Genomic DNA, 22,356 nt, shown 5'->3' on the forward strand with positions numbered 1-22,356 from the left:
GGGCTGCCTTCGTGCTGACTTGGCGCGATGTGCGAGGCCTCACCGGGCTGGGGTCTACCCGGTGAGGCCTCCGGACCGGCCCCGGTGGCACCGGGGCCGGTCCGGGGCGGTTGATCCCCACCCCAATGGGGACCACCCGCCCCTCCGCGGGAGTCCGGCCGGACAAACCGACGGCATTCGGCCATCCGGGTCCGGTCACCCCCGCGAAGCGGTACGGCCCGGCTACCAGATGTGGGGCTGGGCGCTCGGGTACGACAGGTCCTGGGCGTAGCCGGTGGGGGTCAGGTCGTGGGCGTAGCCCGGGGTGGCCGAGTGGGCGATCCCCTCGGCACCGGTGACCGCGTGCCCGGCCAGCGGGCCGCCGGCCCCCTGCACCGTGCCGCCGAGGTCCTGCGCGAAGCCCCCGGCCTGCTGCGTGAGCGGCGCGGTCGCGCCGGTGACGCCCTGGGCGAAGGGCCCGGCCTCGCCCGCCACGCCGTACGCCAGCCCGGCCGCACTGCCCTGGACCCCGCCGGCCACGGGCCCGACGGTCCCGGTGACGGTGCCGGCGGCCTGGTGGACGGTTCCGGTCACCTGGTGGACGGCACCCGTGGCGGTGTCCGTGACCGGCTGGACCGCACCGGTGACCCCGGCCGCGAAGGGCGGCACCTGGCCGGTCACGCCCTCGGCGAAGAGCCCGGCCCGCCCGGTCACGCCGTGCGCGAGCGGCGGTACGGCGCCGACGACCCCGCCCGCGAAGGGCCGGACGTCCCCGGTCACGCCGTAGGCGAGACCGCCCGCGTCCGCGACCGCCTGCCCGGCGACCGGCACGGCCCCGCGCACGGCGGCCGAGGCCACCGGCGGCAGCACGGCGTCCGTGGTGTCCTGGGCGACCTGGCCGGCCAGCCCGGTGGCGTACGACGGCACGTCCGCGAGGACCCCGGCCGCGACCGAGTGCACATCGGCGACGGCGCCGCCGGTCACGGGGTACACATCGCCGACCACTGCGCCGGCCACCGGCTGCACATCCGCGACGGCATGCGCGGCCACACCGTGGACACCCGCCACCGTGTTCGTGGCGGTGCCATACACACCGGCGACGGCGCCCCCGGCGGTGCCCTGCACGCCGTAGAGCTCGTCACCGGCCGCCCCTTGCACGCCGGGAACGGCGTCCGCGGCGGTCCCGTACACGCCCGCGACGGCGTGCCCGGCCGTCGGCTGCACGCCCGCCAGCGCCTGGCCTGCGACCGGCACGGCGCCCTGTACGGCGACGGAGGCCACCGGCGGGACGACGGAGGCGGCCGTCTCGTCCACCACCGGGGTGACCGTGCCCGGCACGGCCCGAACCGTGCCGAGGGCCCGCTGCTCGACCCCGGTGGCAGTGCCCGTGACGTGCGCGGGCACACCGGCGACGGAGGCCTGGACCGCGCCGGTCGCCTCGGCGGCCTCGCCGGTCGCAAGGGTGGTGGCACCGGCGGTCCGGCCCTGCGCCGCGGCGACGGTCTGCTGTGCCGTCGTCCGTACGGCGCCCTGGACACCCAGCGTCTGGGCGCGGAGCGCCGCCTGCGTGGCCTGGAGCTTGGTCTGGGCGGCGGCCAGGGCCTCCTCCACCTCGGGGGCGAAGGAGGCGAGCGGGCCGAACAGGTAGTCGATCTCGTCCTGCTCGTCCCGGGGAGAGGTCGAGACGGTGTGCGTGGCCTCGTCGGCGACCCGGGCGGTGACGTGCGCGCCCTCGGCGTGCACACGGGTCTCGGCCTTGGCCTGCGTCCGAGCCTGCTCGGCCCGGGCCGCCTGCGCGCCCTTGATGGCCTGGCCGCCCCGGACCTTCGCGGCGGCCGGGATCCTGGCGTCGACGTAGCGGCGGGCCTGGTCGGCCTTGCCGGTGGCGGTGCCGGTGGCGGCGCTGCTCACAGACTGCACGGCCTGCGCGGACTGCACGGACTGCGCGTGCTGCGTGGCCTTGGCCGCGGAGCCGGTCAGGCCGGAGACGGTGCCCTGTGCGCCGGAGACGGTGTCGTGGACGTCGGTGGCGACGCCGTCGACCGTGCCGGCCAGGACGCCGATGGCGCCGGAGGCCTCGGCGCCCGCGTCCGGTACGGACAGGGTCGTGGCGGGCAGCTCGTCGGCGCTGGCGGCGGCAGAGCCGAGCGCCCACGCACCGGTGACACCGGCGGCTATGACGATCGAACGGCGGATGTTCTTGTTCATCGCGTGCGTCAAATCCTTCGGAAACGGCTTCGGAAACGGCTAGGGAGTTCCGTCCGGAGGTCGCTCAGCGCTCATCGCAGTTGGCTGACGGCTGGGAGTTCCGGACGGGCGGGCAGACCTGTTCCGCCCCCGCGCGACAGGTCCGTGGCGGGGAGGTCGGCCCTGCTGCCTAGCCGGGGAAGACGGGGATGTCCCGGTGCCGTTCCCGGGTCCGGGGCGCGTCGACGCGCGCGGCGGCGCCGGGCAGCAGCCGCAGCGGCGCCCGGTCGTCGAGAGTGATCGCGTACCCGTCACCGTGACGGGTCGCGCTGCCGTCGGCCGCCTGCTTGCCCAGCGCGCTGTCCGGATCTCCGGAGGGCGCGGGGTGGCTTGGGGCCTCGACGGGTGCGGTGGCGCGGTGCACCGACGGGTGCGTCGCACCATGCGGTGCGAAGGCCGCGTCCGGGCCGTACTCGGCGACCGGCTGCGGTGCGGGCACGGGTACGGATGCGGGTACGGCGTGACGGCCCTCGGCATGGACGCGCGGGGCCGCGGGCGCTGCTTGGACCGGGCCGGCGTGCGGCTGCGGCCGGGATGAGGCCTTGCCGTGCGGAACCGTCGGCAGCGAGCCCGTCGGCAGATCCACCGGGAGATCCACCGGCACCTGCGTGGGCAATTGGTCCGGCGACTGCTTCGGCACCTCGGGCACCCGGGGAAGCACGGAATCCAGAGCGCGGGACGCCGTGCGCGTCACTTCACGCACGGGAGTTACGGCCTTTTCCGTGACCGTCGTCTGCACCGATGCCACCGTCTGGGGCACCGGAACCGCCGGCCCGCCCTCGGCAGCGTGTGCCTGCTGCCCGCACAGCAGCCCGAGGGCGAACACCCCGCCGACCAGCAGCGCCAGTTGCAGCGCACGCCGACCGGCCACCGCGCGCATCACGCGCAGGGCAGCTGGGGGCAGGGCTGCTGACAGGGTCAAGGGGGCGGATCCTCTGTGTGGCCACCGATTCGGGCGCCGTCGATCCTCGCACGGTTCGCCCGAGGTTGCGCAAGCCCCCTGTTACCGATGGGTAGTCATGTCCCCTTTCATGTCCGGCGTCACGTCATGTCCGGTATCGGCAGCGGCCGTTTCTCGATGGCCGCCGCCATCACCTCGGGGAACAGGTCGGGCGTGCAGGCGAACGCCGGTGCGCCGAGCGCCGCGAGTGCCGCCGCGTGCTCCCGGTCGTAGGCGGGCGCGCCTTCGTCGGAGAGTGCGAGCAGGGCGACGAACTGCACTCCGGAGGCCTTCATGGCCGCGACCCGCTTGAGCATCTCGTCGCGGATGCCGCCCTCGTAGAGGTCGCTGATCAGTACGACGACCGTGTCCGCGGGCCGGGTGATCTGGGACTGGCAGTACGCGAGCGCCCGGTTGATGTCGGTGCCGCCGCCGAGCTGGGTGCCGAAGAGGACGTCGACGGGGTCGTCGAGCTGGTCGGTGAGGTCGACTACCGCCGTGTCGAAGACGACCAGCCGGGTGTTGATCGACCGCATGGAGGCGAGCACCGCCCCGAACACGGACGCGTAGACCACGGACGCCGCCATCGACCCGGACTGGTCGATGCAGAGGACGACCTCCTTCTTCACGGACTGCGCGGCCCGCCCGTACCCGATGAGCCGCTCGGGCACGACCGTGCGGTACTCGGGGAGGTAGTGCTTGAGGTTGGCCGCGATAGTGCGGTTCCAGTCGATGTCGTGATGGCGCGGCCGGTGGATGCGCGCGCTGCGGTCGAGGGCGCCGGTGAGGGTGGCCCGGGTGCGGGTGGCGAGCCGCTTCTCCAGGTCTTCGACGACCTTGCGCACGACCGCGCGTGCCGTTTCCTTCGTCGTCTCCGGCATCGCCTTGTTGAGCGAGAGCAGCGTGCCGACCAGGTGCACGTCGGCCTCCACCGCCTCCAGCATCTCCGGTTCCAGCAGCAGGGCGGAGAGCCCGAGCCGGTCGATGGCGTCGCGCTGCATGACCTGGACGACGGAGGAGGGGAAGTAGGTGCGGATGTCGCCGAGCCAGCGCGCCACGGACGGCGCCGAGGCACCGAGCCCCGCCGAACGGTCCCGGCCCGCCTGCGCCTTGGCGCCCTTGTCGTAGAGCGCGGCGAGCGTCCCGTCCATCGCCGCGTCCCGGCCGGAGAGCGTGCATCCGGTGCCGTCGGCCTGGTCGCCGCCGAGCACCAGCCGCCAGCGCCGCAACCGCTCCCGCGCCGGGTCGCCGAGGCCGGTGACCGTGCCGGTGTCAGCCTCCACCGTGATCCGTTCGGTTGTCATGTGCCCACCCCCGCAAGGCGGTTGTCGTCGGTCGTCTCCGGCTCGGCGCCCTCCAGACCGAGCAGCAGCCGCAGCACCGGCAGCACGGCGTCCGCGCGTTCTGCGTCGGCCTCCACTGCGAAGCCGGGCGCAGCGCCCCCTGCCCCGGCCCGGTCGCTCGCCGCTCCCGGTCCGCGCCGGACCAGTTCGCCGAGGGTGCGGCGCACCGCCGGCTCGTATGCCGCGAACGTGCGCCGCAGCAGCGGCAGTACGTCGGTGAACGCCTCCGCCGGCACCTCGGTCAGCCAGGCGTCGACCAGGCCGAGCAGCCGCTCGTCGTGCACCAGCAGCATGCCGCCCCCGCCGCCGACGAAGCCCTCGATCCAGGCGGCGGCGTCGGCGGGCGGGGTGCCCGGCGACAGCACCAGGCCCATCAGCCGTGCCGCCTCCTCGGGCCCCAGCTTCCCGTCGTCCAGCAGCAGCCGCACCGCCCGCCCCCGCACGACTCCGGGCACGGTGCCCCGCAGGGCCAGCGTCCGCAGCACGGAACGCCACCGGCCGCGCAGGTCGCCGTGTTCTTCGGCGAGGGCACCGGCCAGGGTCTCGGCGAGCAGCCCCACCGCCGTGTGCACGGCGTCCACCTGGCCGCGCATCTCCTCCGCCGCGTCCGCGTCCAGGGCGGCGCAGGCCGGGGGCAGGCCGACGAAGATCCGTTCGGCGAGGCCCGCCGCGACCCCGGCCAGCGCGCCGGTGTCGGTGCCGCGCACGTCGCCGTACCGCAGCGAGCGGACCAGGGCGGGCAGCGCCTGGGCGAGCTGGCCGACGTCCGTGTCAAGGGCCGCGCGGTCGGCGAGCACCCGCATCACGACAGGCAGCGCGTCCGGCAGCCCGGCGAGCAGGCACTGTTCGGCGAGCGCGGTGACCTCGGCGAGGGCCTGCGCGGCCGTCGCGTCCGCCTCCGCCCTGGCCGTGGCCGCGGCGAGCACGGTCGTCCCCCACACGCCCGCCTCGGCGACCCGCACCGACAGCTCCGGCTCCCAGCGCAGCCGCCAGGTCTCCCGGAACGTGCCCGTGCTCCCCCGCGACCGCGCGGGCTCGCCCCAGCCGACCCCGAGCAGCCGCAGCCGGTGCAGCAGCCTGCTGCGGCCGGCGTCGGTGTCCGCGCGCAGGTCCAGCTCCAGCTCGCGCTCCAGCGCCTCCGGCTTGAGCCGCAGCGAGCGCTGCTGCCGGGCCAGGTCACGCTGCAACGGCACGGCGGGGGCGGCCTCCGGGACCTCTCCGAGGACGTCCCCGACCACCAGCCGGTCGTGCACCAGGGCCAGCGGCACGTCGGAGCCGTCGCACATCACCGCGCGCACGGCGTCGGTGGTCTCGCTCAGGCCGGGCAGCGGGCGCCCGCGCATCGCCGCGAGGGTCCCGGCCAGCCGGACCGCCTCGATGACGTGCGCGGAGGACACGATCCGATCCTCCTCGCGCAGCAGCCCCGCCACCTTGGTCAGCCAGCGCTCGACCGGCCGGTCGGGGGCGCGGAACAGATGCCCGTACCAGCCCGGCGAGTCGATGCCCGCGCCGTACCCGCTCGACCGGGCCAGCCTGCGGTGCGTCCACGGCACCCAGGTCAGGTCCGCCTTGACCTTGGGCAGCCCCTTCAGCAGCGCCCGGTCGGCGGTGACGGTGGCCTTCGCCCGCAGCGCGGGCACGTGCCAGGCGCCGCACACCACGGCCACGGCCTCCCCGAACTCCTTGCCAGCCGCGCGTACTTGGAGCCGCATGTACGCCTCCCGCACCAGGTCACGGGGGCGCCCGCCGACGCCGTACCGCTCGCGCAGCGCGCCCATCGCCTCCTCCAGTGCGGCGAACGGCGCGAACGGCTCCCGCTCCCCCGGGCCCCGGTGCTCGACGACGTCCTCCCACCACCGCTCGGGGTCGTCGTACCCGGCGGCCTCGGCGAGCACCGCGAGCGGGTCGACGCGGAGCTGCTCCTCGGCGGCAGGGCCGGGCTCCGATGACTCCGGCGGCTCCGGCGGCTCCTCTCCTTCGGTCTGCCACGCGAGCGTGTGCGCGGCCGGCAGGTCGATGAAGCGGGCCGGGACCCCGTGGTCGAGGGCCCAGCGGATCGCCACCCACTCGGGGCTGAACTCGGCGAGCGGCCAGAACGCCGAGCGGCCGGGCTCGTCCACGGCGTGCGCGAGCAGCGCGACCGGGGGGCGCAGCTCCGGGTCGGCTGCCAGCGGGATCAGCGCGTCGGCCTCCGGCGGGCCCTCGATCAGTACGGCGGCGGGCTGGGCGGCGTCCAGGGCGGCGCGCACCGCGCGCGCGGAGCCGGGCCCGTGGTGCCGTACGCCGAGGAGCAGCGGCCCGGAGGCGTATGCCTCGGTCCCTGCGGAGTCGTTCACACGCTCACCTCCCGGCAGGCGCGGTAGAAGTCCTTCCAGCCGTCGCGCTCGCGGACGACCGTCTCCAGGTACTCCTGCCAGATGACCCGATCGGCCGCCGGATCGCGGACGACGGCGCCGAGGATCCCGGCGGCGACGTCGCCCGGCCGCAGCACGCCGTCGCCGAAGTGGGCGGCCAGGGCGAGGCCGCCCGTGACGACGGAGATCGCCTCGGCGGTGGAGAGCGTGCCGCTCGGCGACTTCAGCTTCGTGCGACCGTCGGCGGTGATGCCGTCGCGCAGCTCGCGGAAGACGGTCACCACCCGGCGGATCTCCTCGATGCCGTCGGGCGCGGCCGGCAGATCGAGGGAGCGGCCGATCTGGTCCACTCTGCGCGTGACGATGTCGACCTCGGCCTCGGGGCTCTCCGGCAGCGGCAGCACGACGGTGTTGAAACGGCGGCGCAGCGCGCTGGAGAGGTCGTTGACGCCGCGGTCGCGGTCGTTGGCAGTGGCGATGAGGTTGAAGCCGCGGACCGCCTGCACTTCCTCGCCCAGTTCCGGGATCGGCAGGGTCTTCTCGGACAGGATCGTGATCAGCGTGTCCTGCACGTCGGCGGGGATGCGGGTCAGCTCCTCGACCCGGGCCGTCATGCCCTCCGCCATGGCCCGCATGACGGGGCTGGGCACGAGGGCGTCCCGGCTGGGGCCGTGCGCGAGCAGCCGTGCGTAGTTCCAGCCGTACCGGATCGCCTCCTCGGGGGTGCCGGCGGTGCCCTGCACCAGCAGGGTCGAGTCGCCGCTGACGGCAGCCGCGAGGTGTTCGGACACCCAGGTCTTGGCGGTGCCGGGCACGCCGAGCAGGAGCAGGGCGCGGTCGGTGGCGAGCGTGGTGACGGCGACCTCGACGATGCGGCGCGGGCCCACGTACTTGGGTGTGATCACCGTGCCGTCCGGCAGGGTGCCGCCGAGCAGATACGTCGCCACCGCCCACGGCGACAGTTTCCAGCGGGCCGGGCGCGGGCGGTCGTCCTGGGCGGCCAGCGCGGCGAGTTCGGCGGCGAAGGCGTGCTCGGCGTGCGGTCGCAGCGCGTCGCCCCCGGACGCGGGCGCGGATGCGGACGGGCCCGCGTTCGCGGGCGCGGAGTGGTTCTGGCTCGGTTCGACGGACGTGGCGTCCACGGACACGGACATGGCTGAGGCCCCCTCCAGCTCGGCCGGTTCGACTTCTGGCATCCACCGTGCACCACGCCACTGACAATCGCTCTGACCTGCACAAACGCGCTCGCAGGGCCGATTGTCAGTGGGGGGATCTACCGTCGTTGCATGACTCAGCAGGGGGTGCGCTGGACCGCGGAACAGGTGCTGGCACTGGCGCCTGACGCCGCGTCACGCGAAGCGGGAAGCAAACTCGGCGCGGCGGGGCCGTGGTCCGGGACGGGGAGCTGCGGAGAGGGGACGGTGTGGGGGCTGTGCAAAGGCAGTGGCAGCAGGCCGTACCAGACGGTGGTGGATCTGACGGACGCGGCGGGGCCCGGGTACAAGTGCAGTTGCCCGAGCCGGAAGTTCCCGTGCAAGCACGCGCTCGGGCTGCTGTTGCTGTGGGCAGGCGAAGGCGGCGCAGAGGGTGCCGTACCGGGTCCGGCGGAGCCGCCGGACTGGGCCGAGGAGTGGCTCACGGGCCGGCGCAAGCGGGCGGAGAGCAAACGGGAGAAGGACAGCGGGACTTCCTCCTCCGGGCCCGCTGATCCGGAGGCGGCCCGGCGCCGGGCGGAGCGGCGGGCCGAGCGGGTCACGGCGGGCGCGACCGAGCTGGAGCAGCGCCTGGCCGACCTGCTGCGCGGCGGCCTCGCCTCGGCCGAGCAGGCCGGGTACGGGCTGTGGGAGGAGGCGGCGGCCCGCATGGTCGACGCGCAGGCGCCCGGACTGGCCGCGCGCGTGCGCGAGTTGGGGGCGATACCGGCCTCCGGTCCGGGCTGGCCGGCCCGGCTGCTGGAGGAGTGCGCGCTGCTCCATCTGCTCGACCAGGGCTGGCTGCGCCGCGGCCGGTTGCCGGACGCCCTCGCGGCCACGGTCCGCTCCCGGCTCGGCCTGCCCGCCTCGGCGGACGGCCCGCCGGTGCGCGACCACTGGCTGGTCCTCGCCCAGTACGACACGGTGGACGCGAAACTGACGACGCGCCGGGTCTGGTTGTACGGTGCCGGCTCCGACCGCACCCGCCTGCTCCTTTCCTACGGTGCGGCCGGCCGCGCGCCCGAGCTGTCGCTGCCGGTCGGGCTGGCGCTGGAGGCGGAGCTGTCCGCGTATCCGGGCTCCGGGCAGTCGCGGGCCGCCCTGGGCGAGCAGTTCACCAGTCCAGCCCCGGCCGGTATCCGTCCGCCGGGCGTGAGTACGGCCGAGGCGGCGGCCCGCTACGGGGAGGCCCTGTGCGCCGACCCCTGGCTGGAGTCGGTCCCCGTCACTCTGGACCGGGTCATACCGACCCTCGGCGAGGAGCCTGGCTCCTGGCAACTGGCGGACGCCGACACGGACTCGGCTCTGCCGCTCACGCCGGCCGCGCGCACCCGCCCCGGCCTGTGGCGGCTGGTCGCCCTCTCCGGCGGCGCTCCCGTCAAGGTCTTCGGCGAGTGCGGCCACCGCGGCTTCACCCCGCTCACGGCCTGGCCGCAGGGCCCGGGCGAGGCGGTGACGCTGTGCTGAAACCCCACCTGCCGGCCGCTTCCGCAGACCCTCAACCGCACCGGAAGGGACGGTCATGAACGGGCCCTCGGCCACCACGGCGTCCAGCGCACCCGCGCCCGCCTGGGACGACCTCCTCACCACCGCCCTGCTGGGCACCGACCGGCGGCCGGTGCCCGGCGGCGGACCCGGCGGGCAGCCACCCGGCCGGGAAGCGCCCCTCGCGCTGCTGGACCTGGCCGCCCTGGCGACCGTACGGCGGCGGGCGGGGCTGCGGGCCGCGCCCGCCGCGCGGCGGCCGGAGCCGGCGCCCGAGGATCCGCGCCCGGCCCTGCCCGGCGCGGCGGCGCACCGGCTCGCGACGCTGCTGGCCGACCGTTCCGCGGGCGCGGGCGGTGGCCGCCGGGGCAGTTCGCCGGACCTCATGGAGCTGCTCCCGCAGTGGCTGGCGACGGCCAACGCGCGCGGGTACGCCGCGCCCCCGCACACGCTGCCCGCCCTGCTGGACGCGGCCCGGGGCCGCACGGACCTGCGCCCGGCGGCACTGGCGTTCGCGGGGCCGCGGGCGCTGTGGCTGGCCCGGCTGAACCCGGACTGGCGGTTCGCCCTGCGCGCGGCCCCCGGCGGCGGTGCGACGCTGCCCGACCTCGACGACTCCGAGGCAGTCGAACGCCTGTGGCAGGAGGGCCTGTTCGCCGAGCGCGTCGCCCTGCTGGGTGTGCTGCGGGACCGTATGCCCGCGTCGGCGCGGGAGCTGCTTGCGGCGACCTGGGCGACGGAGCGGGCGGAGGACCGGCTGATGTTCCTCGACTCGCTGCGCACGGGCCTGTCAGCGGCCGACGAGCCCTTCCTGGAACAGGCGTTGGGCGACCGCAGCCGTAACGTCCGGGCGACCGCGGCCGAGCTGCTGTCCGCGCTGCCGGGGTCGGCGCTCGCCGCGCGCATGGCGGTGCGGGCCGCCGCGTGTGTGGCCCTCGACCCCATGGGGGACGCACCGGCGATCGCGGTCGAGGCCCCGCTCAGGTGCGACAGCGACATGGAGCGGGACGGCATCGCGGCCAAACCTCCGGCGGGCAGGGGGGAACGGTCCTGGTGGCTGGGCCAGTTGGTGGAGTCCGCGCCGCTCTCCACCTGGCCGCGGCGGCTGGGCGGACGTACGCCCCAAGAACTCGTGGCGCTGCCGGTGACGGACGGCTGGCAGGGTGAGCTGCACGCGGCCTGGTGCCGGGCGGCGGTGCGGCAGCGCGACGCCGAGTGGGCGAAGGCGCTGCTCGGGTCCCCGTCGGCACCGGAGGCCGGCGGGCCGGGGGCGGTGTCGCTGGCGGAACGGGCGAAGCTGCTGGGCACGCTGGGCGCCGAGAAGCGGGCGGAGTGGGTCGCCGGGTTCATCGCGGCGCACGGCCTGTCGGAGGCGTTCCAGCTGCTCGGGGTGTGCGCGGTCCCCTGGGCACCCGCCCTCGGCCGGGCCGTGGTGGACGCCCTCAGCATCGCGCGGGACGCGGGCAGTTACCCCTGGAGCTTCAGCGGGGTCATGGGCCTGGCGGAGCGCTGCCTGGACCCGGCCGAGGCCGCCCGGCTGGACGGCCTGCTGGCGATACCGGACGAACGGGAGGACGCCTCGCCGGGAGCCGGGGGGTATTGGGCGGAGGCGTTCCTGAGACTGGTCACGACGCTGCGGTTGCGCGCTGCGATGACCGAGGAACTGGGGGCGGCCGAAAGCCGCTGAGTGACCGGCCGGCAGTCACCGAGTACTGCCGGCTTCCCTCCCCGGTCCGGCCTACGCCTCGGCCGCCTGACGCACGTTGCCCCGCACCCACTCCACGATCGACGTGGTCGTCGCGCCCGGCGTGAAGATCTCCGCGACGCCCTTCGCCTTCAGCGGCGGGATGTCCTCGTCCGGGACGATGCCGCCGCCGAAGACCACGATGTCCTCTGCGTCGCGCTCCTTGAGCAGGTCGATGACCGCGGCGAAGAGGGTGTTGTGGGCGCCGGAGAGGATGGACAGGCCGATCGCGTCGGCGTCCTCCTGGATGGCGGTGTCGACGATCTGTTCCGGCGTCTGGTGGAGGCCCGTGTAGATGACCTCCATACCGGCGTCGCGCAGGGCGCGCGCGATGACCTTGGCTCCCCGATCGTGGCCGTCGAGCCCCGGCTTGGCCACCACCACGCGGATCGGACCGGCTGCCACACCCATCACTTCCTCCATCAACCGACTACGGAAGCGACCGCTTCCGTCCGTACCGACAAGTACCGCACATCTCGCGCGTGCCGTCACCCACCGCGAAGTGAACGAACGTTATCTCCAGCATCCCGTAACCGGCAGTTTTGCGGTGCCGAGCGAGGGGGAAATCACATGGTGGGACATGAAGGCACACGGGGGAGCGCGGCGTCCTCCTGCGTGCCGACAGGAGGTCGGCCATGAAGGTCACCGGGGTACTGCCACTCTTCCTCCCGCTCTGCCGGCGCCTGTGCCCCGGCGGACCGACCGAACTGACCAGGCTGACCGGACTCCCCGGACTCTCCGTGGCGCTGCTCAAGGCGACCGTCCTGGAGGCCGCGATCCTCGCCGGCCACCTCGTGCTGTATCCGACCGGCCTCACCCCGGAGCGCCGCTCCGCCGCACACCCCGCCCAGGGCGACACCGCGCGGCTGCCGGTCCGGCCGGGCCCGCCGGTCGTGCTGCTGCACGGGTTCATCGACAACCGCTCGGTCTTCGTACTGCTGCGCCGCGGCCTCACCCAGCACGGCGGACGCAGAGTGGAGTCGCTCAACTACTCACCGCTCACCTGTGACATCCGCACCGCGGCCGAGCTGCTCGGCCGGCATGTCGAGGAGATCTGCGAGCGCACGGGCAGCGACCGGGTCGACATCGTGGGGCACAGCCTCGGCGGGCTGATCGCCCGGTACTACGCACAGTGCCTCGGCGGGGATCTCCGGGTGCGCACGCTGGTCACCCTGGGCACCCCGCACGCCGGGACGCGGGTGGCCCCGCTGGCCGACGCCCATCCGATCGTGCGCCAGATGCGGCCCGGCTCGGCGGTGATCGAGGAGCTGGCGCGGCCCGCGCCCGGCTGCCGTACGCGGTTCGTCAGCTTCTGGAGCGACCTCGACTCCCTGATGGATCCGCTGGAGTCGGCCCGCCTCGACCACCCCGACCTCGACGTGCGAAACGTCCGGGTGACCGGGATCGGGCATCTCGCACTCCCCGTGCACCCCGCCGTCGCGGCCGGAATACGTGAGGCCCTCGACGCGGCACACCCGCAGGACCGGCTCGCCGGCGGACTCACCGTGGCCTGACCGCGGCCTGGGGCCACCTGAGGTCACCCGGGATCGCCGCACAAGCGACGCACAGATGAAGAATCGGCGACGGACCGTCACTCCTCACCGAACATTCATCGAACACAAGGCCAAACTCAGGTCCAGCCTCCCCCGAAACACGGCCGAATGCCCGTTTCCGGCCAACGCGAAACCAGCTGAAGATTGTCGGGCCCAGGTACCGGCGGGTACAGTCGCCGCACTGCTCTGGCAGCCCCTGTCGTCGAGGCGAAAGAGAAGTTGGTGAACGACCGTCACCCGTCGGGGACCATGACACCCCCGGCCTCGGACGCCTCCTCCGCGACCTACGCGCCCTACGGAGCGCAGGGAGTCCACTACGGCGACCTCACCACGTACGGCGGCTACGACGCCACTGGTTTTGCCGCCGGTTCCGGACCCGCCCCGGCCTACGACGCGGATCCGCTCTTCGGCAGCCTCCCGGGCGACGCGCACGCGACCGGCGCGTACGACACCACGCAGTGGCAGACCGGCGCCGGGCAGAACCTGCACTACGACCCGTACGCGGCCCAGCACCACGCGGCCTACGACTCCGGCGTCTACGACAGCACCGCCTGGGCGGTCCCGGCGCAGGCCACGGGGAACAACATCAGCGGCTGGGGGTCCCCCCTCTGGGGGAGGGACGCGAGCGCCTGGCTCCAGCCCGGTGTGTCCGAGCAGCCTGCCGGCGCCGACCCCACCCAGCAGTGGCAGTGGGGCACCCAGACCTTCGACACGGGCGCGTACGACGCCACCCAGTGGAACGCCGACGGCCACGCCGTGGCCGCTCACCACGAGCAGCCTGCCGAACCGTTCGACGCGCAGTCCACCACCGTGTCCGAGCAGGCGCCGTACGACGACACGGCGTACGAGGAAACCGACTTCCAGGACTCGGACTTCCAGGACCCGTACTACCAGGACTCCGGCTTCGAGGACTCGGGCTTCGAGGACTCGGGCTTCGAGGACGACCCCGCCGAAGACGACGAGCTGTCCTCGACCGGTGAACTGCCCGCCGTAACCGGCCTGCTGGAGGACCAGGAGGAGACCGGCCCGGCCCCGGCGCCCCGCGGCAGCTCGCGTGGCGCGGGGCGGTCCCGGCGCCGTACGCCCGCCAAGCGCTCCGCGCTGCTGACCGTCGCGGTCCCCTCGGTCTGTGTCATGGGGGTCGCCGGGATCGCCGCCGCGACCGTCGGCGGCCTGACCGACGGCGGCAAGGACACCACCGCCTCCGCCTCGGACGCGCACGCGGTGCAGCCGTCGGTCGCCAACAACAAGCTGGACACCCAGCTCAGGGGCCTCTCCGCCGGCGCCGACGACTTCGCCGACCGGGCGAGCCGTACGCAGGAGCGCATCGACCTCAAGACGCAGCAGGAGCTGGAGAAGAAGAAGGCGGCGGCCGAGGCCGCGCTCAAGGAGCGGCTGCGCCCCAAGTTCGTGCTGCCGGTCCTGCAGCGCGGGCTCAGCGCCTACTTCGGCCAGGCCGGCGTCAACTGGATGTCGGTGCACACGGGCATCGACTTCCCGGTGTCGTACGGCACCACGGTGATGGCCGCGACCGACGGTGTCGTCTCCACCAAGTGGAACAGCGCCTACGGCAACATGTTGATCCTGACGGCGAAGGACGGCACGGAGACCTGGTACTGCCACCTGTCCAGCTACCGCGTGGCCCCCGGTACGAGCGTCCAGGCCGGCCAGCCGATCGCCTACTCGGGCAACTCGGGCAACTCCACCGGCCCGCACCTGCACTTCGAGGTACGGCCGGCGGGCGGGGCGGCCATAGACCCTCTGCCGTGGCTGCGCAGCCACGGCCTGGACCCGACCTGAGCCCGGCCTGAAGACCGTTACGAGTGAGCCCCGCCGATATCCGGCGGGGCTCACTCGTCCACGGCTTCTTCCTACAGCTTCTCGACCGGCGCGTACCGCAGCAGCAACCGCTTCGGCTTGTCGTCGCCGAAGTCGATCGTCGCCTCCGCGTTCTTCGGGTCCGTGCCCTTGACCGCGACCACCGTGCCGAGGCCGAACTGGTCGTGGGTCACGCGGTCGCCGACGGCCAGCCCCACCACCGGCTTCTCCGTGGCGCGCCGCGTGGCGAAGCCGGACGCGCCCGCCGCCGACGAGCGGGAGCGGGACGAGGAGAGCGAGGCCGCGATGCCCGACGCGGGCCCGGAGGACACCGGTGCGGTGGCTCCCGTCCGCTTCCACTCCATGTGGGCGGGCGGGATCTCCTCCAGGAAGCGGGAGGGCGGGTTGTACGAGGGCTGGCCCCAGGCGCTGCGCATGGCCGAGCGGGTCAGGTACAGCCGCTCCCGCGCGCGCGTGATGCCGACGTACGCCAGGCGCCGCTCCTCCTCCAGCTCCTTGGTCTGGCCGAGGGCGCGCATGTGCGGGAAGACGCCGTCCTCCATGCCGGTCAGGAACACGACCGGGAACTCGAGGCCCTTGGCGGTGTGCAGGGTCATCAGGGTGATGACGCCGTCGCCGTCCTCTTCGTCCGGGATCTGGTCGGAGTCGGCGACCAGGGCGACCTTCTCCAGGAAGTCGGCCAGCGTACCCTGCTCGCCTTCCTCGCGCTCCTGCTCGAACTCCAGGGCCACGGAGGCGAGTTCCTGGAGGTTCTCGATGCGGGTCTCGTCCTGCGGGTCCGTGGAGGTCTGCAACTCGGCCATGTAGCCGGTGCGTTCGAACACCGCCTCCACAACGGTCGCCGGTCCGGCGCCGGACTCCACGATCGTACGGAGGTCCTCCATCAGCGTGTTGAACCGCTTGACCGCGTTGGTGGAGCGCGCGGCCATACCGTACGCCTCGTCCACCCGCTTCAGGGCCTGCGGGAAGCTGATCTTCTCGCGCTGAGCGAGGGCGTCGACCATCGCCTCGGCGCGCTCGCCGATGCCCCGCTTGGGCACGTTGAGGATGCGGCGCAGCGGCACCGAGTCCTCGGGGTTGGCGAGGACGCGCAGGTAGGCCAGGACGTCCCGGACCTCCTTGCGCTCGTAGAAGCGGACGCCGCCGACGACCTTGTAGGGCAGGCCGACGCGGATGAAGACCTCTTCGAAGACACGGGACTGGGCGTTCGTGCGGTAGAAGACGGCGACGTCCCCGGCCTTCGCCTCGCCCGCGTCCGTGAGGCGGTCTATCTCGTCGGAGACGAACTGGGCCTCGTCGTGCTCGGTGTCGGCGACGTAGCCGGTGATGCGCGCGCCCTGGCCGGCGTTGGTCCACAGGTTCTTCGGGCGGCGGGACTCGTTGCGCTCGATGACCGCGTTGGCGGCGGACAGGATGGTCTGCGTGGAGCGGTAGTTCTGCTCCAGCAGGATCGTCGTCGCGTTCGGGTAGTCCTCCTCGAACTGGAGGATGTTGCGGATGGTCGCGCCCCGGAAGGCGTAGATCGACTGGTCCGCGTCACCCACGACGCACAGTTCGGCGGGCGGCAGCTCGTGCTCGCGCGGGGGGACGTCGGCGTCTTCGGAGGCGCGGTCGCCCGTACCGACCAGCTCGCGCACGAGCGCGTACTGGGCGTGGTTGGTGTCCTGGTACTCGTCCACCAGGACGTGCCGGAAGCGGCGGCGGTAGTGCTCGGCGACGTCGGGGAAGGCGCGCAGCAGGTTGACCGTCGTCATGATCAGGTCGTCGAAGTCGAGCGCGTTCGCCTCGCGCAGCCGCGACTGGTACAGGGCGTAGGCCTGGGCGAGGGTCTTCTCGAAGCCGTCGGCGGCCTGGGCGGCGAAGTCCTCCTCGTCGATCAGCTCGTTCTTCAGGTTGCTGATCTTGGCGCTGAAGGACTTGGGCGGGAAGCGCTTGGGGTCGAGGTCCAGGTCACGGCAGACCAGGGCCATCAGGCGCTTGCTGTCGGCGGCGTCGTAGATCGAGAACGAGGACGTGAAGCCGAGCCTCTTCGACTCGCGGCGCAGGATACGCACGCACGCGCTGTGGAAGGTCATGACCCACATCGCGTTCGCGCGCGGGCCGACGAGCCGCTCGACGCGCTCCTTCATCTCGCCCGCGGCCTTGTTGGTGAAGGTGATCGCGAGGATCTGGCCCGGGTGCACGTCCCGCTCGGCGAGCAGGTGGGCGATGCGGTGGGTGAGCACGCGGGTCTTGCCGGAGCCGGCGCCGGCGACGATGAGCAGCGGGGAGCCGGCGTGCACGACCGCGGCGCGCTGGTTCTCGTTCAGCCCCTCCAGCAGGGCCGCTGCGTCGATCGCGGGGCGCGGGGCGCCGTCGCGGTAGTACGTGTCCCGGTCCGGCGGCACGTCGAACTTCCCGCCGAACAGATCGTCCGGAAGCGACTCCGGAGCGTGATCGTCCTCGGGCGGCGGCGGGGGCTCCTCCTCGCGCCCGCGAGGGGGCTGGAGGTCCGCCAGGAAGCTGTCGTCAAAGAGGCTGCTCATCGCTCTCCGAGTCTAGGGCGCCGGACTGACAACCGTGGGCCGCCCCGAGAACCCGGCCCCCCGCGGGAGGCTCCCCTCCCGGCACCTGCCGACCCCTTCCGCCCCTCACGCTGCGGAAGCGCCCGATGACCCAGCCGTGATTTCCCGCACCCTCACCCCCGAGGTCACGAAAATGTATCGGACATACTACGCACCAACCTTCACAGGGGTACCACGAGTTGGCTAGCGTGCGTGCGGGCCGTACGACCCCTACCGGCGAACCTCGCCGGGCCGCGCGGCCCCCGCCGAGTCCGGCGCGCCCTCGCGGCGACCGGAGCCGGGGACCCACCGACCTCTGGGGTGAATCGGCCGCCTCCCACCGGGAGGGGGCCGTAGGGCAACCCTTCCGAACGCACCGCCCGAACCCGACAGCTAACCCGGTAGGCGGCGCATGGAAGGAGTCGCCTCCCTTGGCGTCGCACCGCAAGCCGCGCCCCGTCGGGCCCCGTACAGCAGGCCTCCGCGCCCCCGTCCTCGCCACCGCCGCACTGACCTCCGTGGCCGTCCTCTCCCAGACGGCGAACGCCTCCCCCGCCGCCGACAAGGGGAAGCCGAGCGTGGAGGAGGTGCAGAAGAAGGTCGACGATCTCTACCGGCAGGCCGAGTCGGCGACCGAGAAGTACGACGCGGCCAAGGAGCGCGCCGGCAAGGAGCGCGTGCGCGCCGACAGCCTCCGTGACGATGTCGCGAAGCGCACGGAACGCCTCAACACGGCCCGCGAGGAACTGGGCACCATAGCCGCCGCCCAGTACCGCACCGGCACCACCGTGCCGGACACGGCCACCTTCCTGCTCGCGAGCAATCCGCAGGACTACTTCGACCAGAGCCAGCTGATGCACCGGCTGACCTCGCGTCAGAAGAGCGCGGTCGACGACTTCGTCACGGAACAGACGGCGACCATGAAGAAGCGCCGGGAGGCCGCGACGAGCCTCCAGACGCTGACCAAGACGCAGGACGACCTGCAGACGGCGAAGGCCACCGTCCAGAAGAAGCTCGCCACCGCGCGTGAGCTGCTGTCCAAGCTGACGGCCGAGGAGAAGGCGCGCCTGGCGGCGATCGAGAAGCAGAAGGCGGAGGAGGCGGCCCGCAAGGCGGCCGAGCTGGCGAAGCAGCAGGCGGCGCGCCAGCGGGCGGCACAGCAGAGCACCCCGTCGCCCTCGTCTTCGCCGTCCCCGTCGTCCTCGGGCTCGTCGGGCTCCTCGGACACCTCGGGCTCGTCCGGCGGATCCACCTCTTCCGGCGGTTCGACCACCTCCGGCTCCTACGACACCAAGGCCGCGGAGGCGATCGCCTTCGCCCGCGCCCAGATCGGCAAGCCGTACGTGTGGGGCGCCACGGGCCCCGGCTCCTACGACTGCTCCGGCCTCACCCAGGCCTCCTGGCGGGCCGCCGGCGTCAGCCTCCCGCGCACCACCTGGGACCAGGTCAAGGTGGGCACCACGGTCTCCCTCGCCGACGCCCGCCCCGGCGACCTGATCTTCTTCTACGACGACATCAGCCACGTCGGCCTCTACATAGGCAACGGCATGATGATCCACGCCCCCAAGCCGGGCGCGTACGTCCGCGAGGAGTCGGTCTACTACGGCGGCACGTCCATCATCCACAGCGTGGTGCGACCGGCGTAGGAGCGTGACCGGCACAGGAGCGTGGCACGACCGGCTCAGGGCGGGGCGTACGCCCGCGCGCCCCGCCCTGAACAGCCGCGTCCCTCTCTAGGCCCTGTCGTCAAATTCCCGTCGTCCGCCCGGAGGGCGGGCCGCGCGGCGTCTGGTGCGTGCAGCTGCAAGGCGGAGGAGGGAGTCGACGATGGGGGTCCCCCCGCGCGAGCGAAGCCGAGCGTGGGGGAGCGTCGGCGACTGACGACAACGCGGCAGATGCGCGTGCCAGGCGTCGCGCGGCAGGCGGGAATTTGACGACAGGGCCTAGCATCGGGCGCATGTCCCGCCTCTCCTCCCTGCGTGCCTGGTCGGCGCGGCGGTCGCCTGCGGCCGGGGCCGCGGTGATGGCGACCGGGATCGTGTCGGTGGGGCTGCAGCTCACGGGCGACGAGGGGCTGTCCCGGGTCTTCCTGGGGCTGACCTGCGTGGCCTGGCTGGGGCTGGGCGCGGAGTTCGTCGTACGGCTGGCGGGGCAGCGGCGGCGCTGGCTGGCCGAGGCCGGGAGTCCCGGGGCGCTCACCGCCGTGGCCGCGACGACCGTCCTGGGCACCCGGCTCTCCACGCTCGGCCGGCAGACCCTGGCCGAGGCGCTGCTCGCGCTGGCGGCGCTGCTCTGGCCCGTGCTGTTCGTTCTCGTCGTACGGCGCTGGGAGCGGCGCATGCCGGGAGCGGTGTTCCTGTGTTGTGTGGCCACACAGGGTCTCGCCGTACTGGGCGCCACGCTGGCCGCGGCCGAGGCGACGGCGTGGCTCGCGCACGCCGCGCTGGTGATGTTCTTCCTGGGGCTGGTGCTCTACTGCGTCGCCCTGGCCCGGTTCGAGTCGCGGCAGGTGCTGGAAGGGGCCGGGGACCACTGGATCGCGGGCGGGGCGCTCGCCATCTCGGCGCTGGCCGGGGCGAAGCTGCTCTCCGCCGACAGTGCCCGGCTGTACCTGTGGAACGTCGACGACCGGGGGACGCTGCGTACGCTGACGGTCGCCCTGCTCGTGCTGGATGTGGCCTGGTACCTCGTGCTGCTGGCGGCCGAACTGGTCCGGCCGCGCCCGGGCTACGACGTACGGCGGTGGGCGACCGTGTTCCCGATGGGAATGACGGCGGCGGCGACGCTGGCCGTCGCCGCCACGGTGGACGTTCCATGGCTGAAGGGGCCGGGGCGGGTCCTGACGTGGGTGGCGGTGGCCGCCTGGCTCGCGGTCGCCGCCGGCGCGGTGCCGACGGCTCGCGCCGCCGTCAGGTCAGGGCGCTGAACGTCAGGTCCACAGCACGGCGATGAAGATGTTCGTCGTGGTCAGCAGGCCGACCAGCCCGAAGACGCTCTTGTCGACCTTCTCCTCGTCACGCTTCACGTAGACCAGCCCGAGGATCACGACGAGCAGAGCGAGCTTCAAGCCGATCTTGAGGTAGTTGAGGTGGTGGTCGTCGTCGCCGGCCCGGTGGAGGCCGACCAGGATCACACCGGTGGCCAGCATCGTCAGCGCGCCGTGCAGCATCCCGGGCACGAACCGTGCCGTGCCCTGGCCCATGGCCTTGATCTGGGTGATGAATCCGCCCAGCAGCGCCGCGATGCCGATGATGTGCAGGCCGACGAAGATGTGGATGAGTACGTCCATGAGGCCGGAGCCTAATCAGGGCGCATCCGCGGGGCGTCCCCGGGGCGCCTGCCCGCATCCATGCTCTTGCATATATCCGCTCCATAGCACCCCACCAGTTCCGGAGGCCCGGCATTCCTCGCTTCGGTCACCACGCTGCGCGAAGGCGACGGCTCCGGACCGGGAACGCGGTCGCATACGGTCACATCCCGGCCCGTCAGGGCCAGTTCCGTACACCGCGTTACCAACCCGTCACCGTCCGGCCTAGCGTCCTCCCCCAGGTGACCGGCTTCCCACGCCGCCCGGCCAGGGGCGACAGTCGGCCACCCCCGCCGAGAAAAGTCCGGCGACGGCCCGATCCCCCGTGCGGGCCGCCGCCGGACGCGCCGATCGCTCCTCGGCCGCACAAGGCGTACGAAAGGACGTGACGGTCCAGGTGGCAGCGCACCGCAAGCCCCGACAGCGCTCACTCAGTGGCGGTACGGCCCGCACGGCCCTCACGCTCGCCATCGCGGGCGCGGCCACCGCGACGGGCTTCGACGGAACGGGACACGCCGCACCGCAGCTGACTCCCACGCAGGTGAAGGCCAAGGTGGACAAGCTGTACGAGGCGGCGGAGGCCGCCACCGAGAAGTACGACGGCACCAAGGAGAAGGCGGACGCGGCCCAGCGGCGGCTGAACACGCTGCGCGACGAGACCGCCCGCAAGCAGCAGAGGCTCAACGCGGCCCGGGACTCGCTCGGTTCGATCGCGGCGGCCCAGTACCGCGACGGCGGCATCGACCCCGCCTGGCAGCTGGCGCTGTCCAGCGACCCGGACCGGTATCTGGACGGGGCCGCGTTCGCGGAGCGGGCCGGCCACCGGCAGGCCACCGCCGTCTCCGGGGTGCGTGAACAACTGCGGGAGATCAAGCAGTTGCACAGCGCCGCCAGGACCGAGCTGACGTCGCTCCGCTCCCGGCAGGCGGAGCTGAAGCGGCAGAAGAAGACCATCACCGGCAAGCTGACCGAGGCACGGCGGCTACTGGCGCGGCTCACCCCGCGCGAGCGCGCGCAGGTCACCGGCGCCGAGGGCACCACCGGGCACGTCTCACGGTCGTCCCCGGGCACCCGGGAGGCGCCGGTGCGCACGGGCTCCGTCACGGCCCCCGACTCCCGCGCGGCGGCGGCCGTCGCGTACGCCTACGGCAAGCTCGGCAGCCCCTATGTGTGGGGCGCGACCGGCCCGAACGCCTTCGACTGCTCGGGCCTGGTCCAGGCCGCCTACCGCTCCGCCGGCGTCTCCCTGCCACGCACCACGTACGCCCAGATCAACGCCGGCCGACGCATCTCCCGCCCCCAACTCCAGCCCGGGGACCTGGTGTTCTTCTACTCCGGGATCAGCCACGTCGGCATCTACGTGGGCGATGGCCAGATGATCCACGCCCCGAACCCGTCGGCCCCGGTCCGGCTGGCCCCGGTCGACCTGATGCCGTTCGCGGGGGCGACGCGGGTGGCGTGAGCGCATATGGCTCAAGTTGCCGGTACGCCGATGAGGGTGCGGCGGATGCCGGCGGCGCGGGCACGGACGCCATCGGAGGTGAGGGTCACGCTCGGTGGAGTCGGTGAGCGGACGGGTTCCCGTACTGCGTCGCCGCTGCGGCACCCCTTGCAGAGCCCGCCGGGCAGCGCCTCCGGGCGTCCCGGTACGCCGCAGTCGGTGCATTCCATGAGGGTGCGGGGCGCGCGGGTTTCGGGGGCGGCGGGTAGGGGCGGCATCTTGTCGATGAGCCGGCGCTGGACGAAGGACCGAGGTGAGTACACGCGCTCTGGGAGTCCGGCGACCAGGACCTGCGCCAGGTGGTCAGGGTCCACGCCACGGGTGAGCC

General features: G+C 73.5%; 15 protein-coding genes, 1 pseudogene and 1 riboswitch. Of the genes and pseudogenes, 7 read left to right on the forward strand and 9 right to left on the reverse strand.

Features of this window, described 5'->3' with window-relative positions; all coding sequences use genetic code 11:
- Positions 1–222: 222 nt before the first annotated feature.
- From ACWD35_RS19765 to ACWD35_RS19785, 5 genes are all read right to left on the reverse strand, one after another.
- Positions 223–2,187 carry a hypothetical protein gene (locus ACWD35_RS19765; RefSeq protein ID WP_451352553.1) on the reverse strand — a complete coding sequence of 655 codons (1,965 nt, stop codon included), beginning with the start codon at positions 2,185–2,187 and terminating at the stop codon, positions 223–225.
- Positions 2,188–2,356: 169 nt separating this feature from the next.
- Complete coding sequence (locus ACWD35_RS19770; protein WP_451352554.1) at positions 2,357–3,148, reverse strand: hypothetical protein; 792 nt, start codon at positions 3,146–3,148, stop codon at positions 2,357–2,359.
- Between the two features lie 119 nt (positions 3,149–3,267).
- A complete protein-coding gene (locus ACWD35_RS19775) occupies positions 3,268–4,470 on the reverse strand; it encodes a VWA domain-containing protein (RefSeq protein WP_451352555.1) in 1,203 nt (400 codons plus the stop codon).
- A complete protein-coding gene (locus ACWD35_RS19780) occupies positions 4,467–6,845 on the reverse strand; it encodes a DUF5682 family protein (RefSeq protein WP_451352556.1) in 2,379 nt (792 codons plus the stop codon). Before ACWD35_RS19780 ends, ACWD35_RS19775 begins: the two co-directional genes overlap by 4 nt.
- Complete coding sequence (locus ACWD35_RS19785; RefSeq protein ID WP_451352557.1) at positions 6,842–8,059, reverse strand: AAA family ATPase; 1,218 nt, start codon at positions 8,057–8,059, stop codon at positions 6,842–6,844. Before ACWD35_RS19785 ends, ACWD35_RS19780 begins: the two co-directional genes overlap by 4 nt.
- A 90-nt stretch (positions 8,060–8,149) precedes the next feature.
- Between ACWD35_RS19785 and ACWD35_RS19790 the strand changes: the two genes are divergently transcribed.
- Together ACWD35_RS19790 and ACWD35_RS19795 are read left to right on the forward strand one after the other, a co-directional pair.
- Positions 8,150–9,523, forward strand: coding sequence for an SWIM zinc finger family protein (locus ACWD35_RS19790; protein ID WP_451352558.1), 1,374 nt, complete (start codon positions 8,150–8,152; stop codon positions 9,521–9,523).
- Positions 9,524–9,578: 55 nt separating this feature from the next.
- The gene (locus tag ACWD35_RS19795; RefSeq protein ID WP_451352559.1) at positions 9,579–11,228 is read left to right on the forward strand and encodes a DUF5691 domain-containing protein; all 1,650 of its coding nucleotides are present in this window, start codon (positions 9,579–9,581) and stop codon (positions 11,226–11,228) included.
- Between the two features lie 51 nt (positions 11,229–11,279).
- On the opposite strand, the gene ACWD35_RS19800 is transcribed toward ACWD35_RS19795, so the two are convergent.
- Positions 11,280–11,696 (reverse strand): cobalamin B12-binding domain-containing protein, encoded by a 417-nt coding sequence (locus ACWD35_RS19800; RefSeq protein WP_451352560.1) that lies wholly within the window; start codon positions 11,694–11,696, stop codon positions 11,280–11,282.
- 224 nt (positions 11,697–11,920) lie between these two features.
- Here ACWD35_RS19800 and ACWD35_RS19805 point away from each other — a divergent pair, with 224 nt between their 5' ends.
- Together ACWD35_RS19805 and ACWD35_RS19810 are read left to right on the forward strand one after the other, a co-directional pair.
- Complete coding sequence (locus ACWD35_RS19805) at positions 11,921–12,799, forward strand: esterase/lipase family protein (protein ID WP_451352561.1); 879 nt, start codon at positions 11,921–11,923, stop codon at positions 12,797–12,799.
- A 261-nt stretch (positions 12,800–13,060) separates the two neighbouring features.
- Entirely contained in the window at positions 13,061–14,638 is a 1,578-nt protein-coding gene (locus tag ACWD35_RS19810; RefSeq protein ID WP_451352562.1) for a M23 family metallopeptidase, read from the forward strand.
- 71 nt (positions 14,639–14,709) lie between these two features.
- Here the strand turns inward: ACWD35_RS19810 and pcrA are convergent, their stop codons facing one another.
- Positions 14,710–17,202 (reverse strand): DNA helicase PcrA, encoded by a 2,493-nt coding sequence (pcrA, locus tag ACWD35_RS19815; protein WP_451352563.1) that lies wholly within the window; start codon positions 17,200–17,202, stop codon positions 14,710–14,712.
- Between the two features lie 286 nt (positions 17,203–17,488).
- A riboswitch (cyclic di-AMP (ydaO/yuaA leader) is annotated at positions 17,489–17,643 on the forward strand.
- Between the two features lie 8 nt (positions 17,644–17,651).
- Between pcrA and ACWD35_RS19820 the strand changes: the two genes are divergently transcribed.
- Both ACWD35_RS19820 and ACWD35_RS19825 read left to right on the forward strand, forming a co-directional pair.
- Positions 17,652–18,866 carry an NlpC/P60 family protein gene (locus ACWD35_RS19820; protein WP_451352564.1) on the forward strand — a complete coding sequence of 405 codons (1,215 nt, stop codon included), beginning with the start codon at positions 17,652–17,654 and terminating at the stop codon, positions 18,864–18,866.
- A gap of 311 nt (positions 18,867–19,177) precedes the next feature.
- Positions 19,178–20,146, forward strand: a complete 969-nt coding sequence (locus tag ACWD35_RS19825; RefSeq protein WP_451352565.1) for a tellurite resistance/C4-dicarboxylate transporter family protein — start codon at positions 19,178–19,180, stop codon at positions 20,144–20,146.
- 3 nt (positions 20,147–20,149) lie between these two features.
- On the opposite strand, the gene ACWD35_RS19830 is transcribed toward ACWD35_RS19825, so the two are convergent.
- The gene (locus ACWD35_RS19830) at positions 20,150–20,509 is read right to left on the reverse strand and encodes a hypothetical protein (RefSeq protein ID WP_451352566.1); all 360 of its coding nucleotides are present in this window, start codon (positions 20,507–20,509) and stop codon (positions 20,150–20,152) included.
- Positions 20,510–20,912: 403 nt separating this feature from the next.
- Here ACWD35_RS19830 and ACWD35_RS19835 point away from each other — a divergent pair, with 403 nt between their 5' ends.
- The gene (locus ACWD35_RS19835) at positions 20,913–21,989 is read left to right on the forward strand and encodes an NlpC/P60 family protein (RefSeq protein WP_451352567.1); all 1,077 of its coding nucleotides are present in this window, start codon (positions 20,913–20,915) and stop codon (positions 21,987–21,989) included.
- An 11-nt stretch (positions 21,990–22,000) separates the two neighbouring features.
- On the opposite strand, the pseudogene ACWD35_RS19840 reads toward ACWD35_RS19835, so the two are convergent.
- A pseudogene (locus ACWD35_RS19840) lies at positions 22,001–22,356 on the reverse strand (hypothetical protein); the annotation flags it as partial.

It is taken from the genome of Streptomyces sp. NPDC002671, assembly GCF_053592475.1.

Coding starts and splice junctions, on each gene's coding strand:
- ACWD35_RS19765 (WP_451352553.1), bottom strand. CDS start 2,187: ATGAACAAGAACATCCGCCGTTCGATCGTCATAGCCGCCGGTGTCACC.
- ACWD35_RS19775 (WP_451352555.1), bottom strand. CDS start 4,470: ATGACAACCGAACGGATCACGGTGGAGGCTGACACCGGCACGGTCACC.
- ACWD35_RS19785 (WP_451352557.1), bottom strand. CDS start 8,059: ATGCCAGAAGTCGAACCGGCCGAGCTGGAGGGGGCCTCAGCCATGTCC.
- ACWD35_RS19790 (WP_451352558.1), top strand. CDS start 8,150: ATGACTCAGCAGGGGGTGCGCTGGACCGCGGAACAGGTGCTGGCACTG.
- ACWD35_RS19795 (WP_451352559.1), top strand. CDS start 9,579: ATGAACGGGCCCTCGGCCACCACGGCGTCCAGCGCACCCGCGCCCGCC.
- ACWD35_RS19800 (WP_451352560.1), bottom strand. CDS start 11,696: ATGGGTGTGGCAGCCGGTCCGATCCGCGTGGTGGTGGCCAAGCCGGGG.
- ACWD35_RS19805 (WP_451352561.1), top strand. CDS start 11,921: ATGAAGGTCACCGGGGTACTGCCACTCTTCCTCCCGCTCTGCCGGCGC.
- pcrA (WP_451352563.1), bottom strand. CDS start 17,202: ATGAGCAGCCTCTTTGACGACAGCTTCCTGGCGGACCTCCAGCCCCCT.
- ACWD35_RS19825 (WP_451352565.1), top strand. CDS start 19,178: ATGTCCCGCCTCTCCTCCCTGCGTGCCTGGTCGGCGCGGCGGTCGCCT.
- ACWD35_RS19830 (WP_451352566.1), bottom strand. CDS start 20,509: ATGGACGTACTCATCCACATCTTCGTCGGCCTGCACATCATCGGCATC.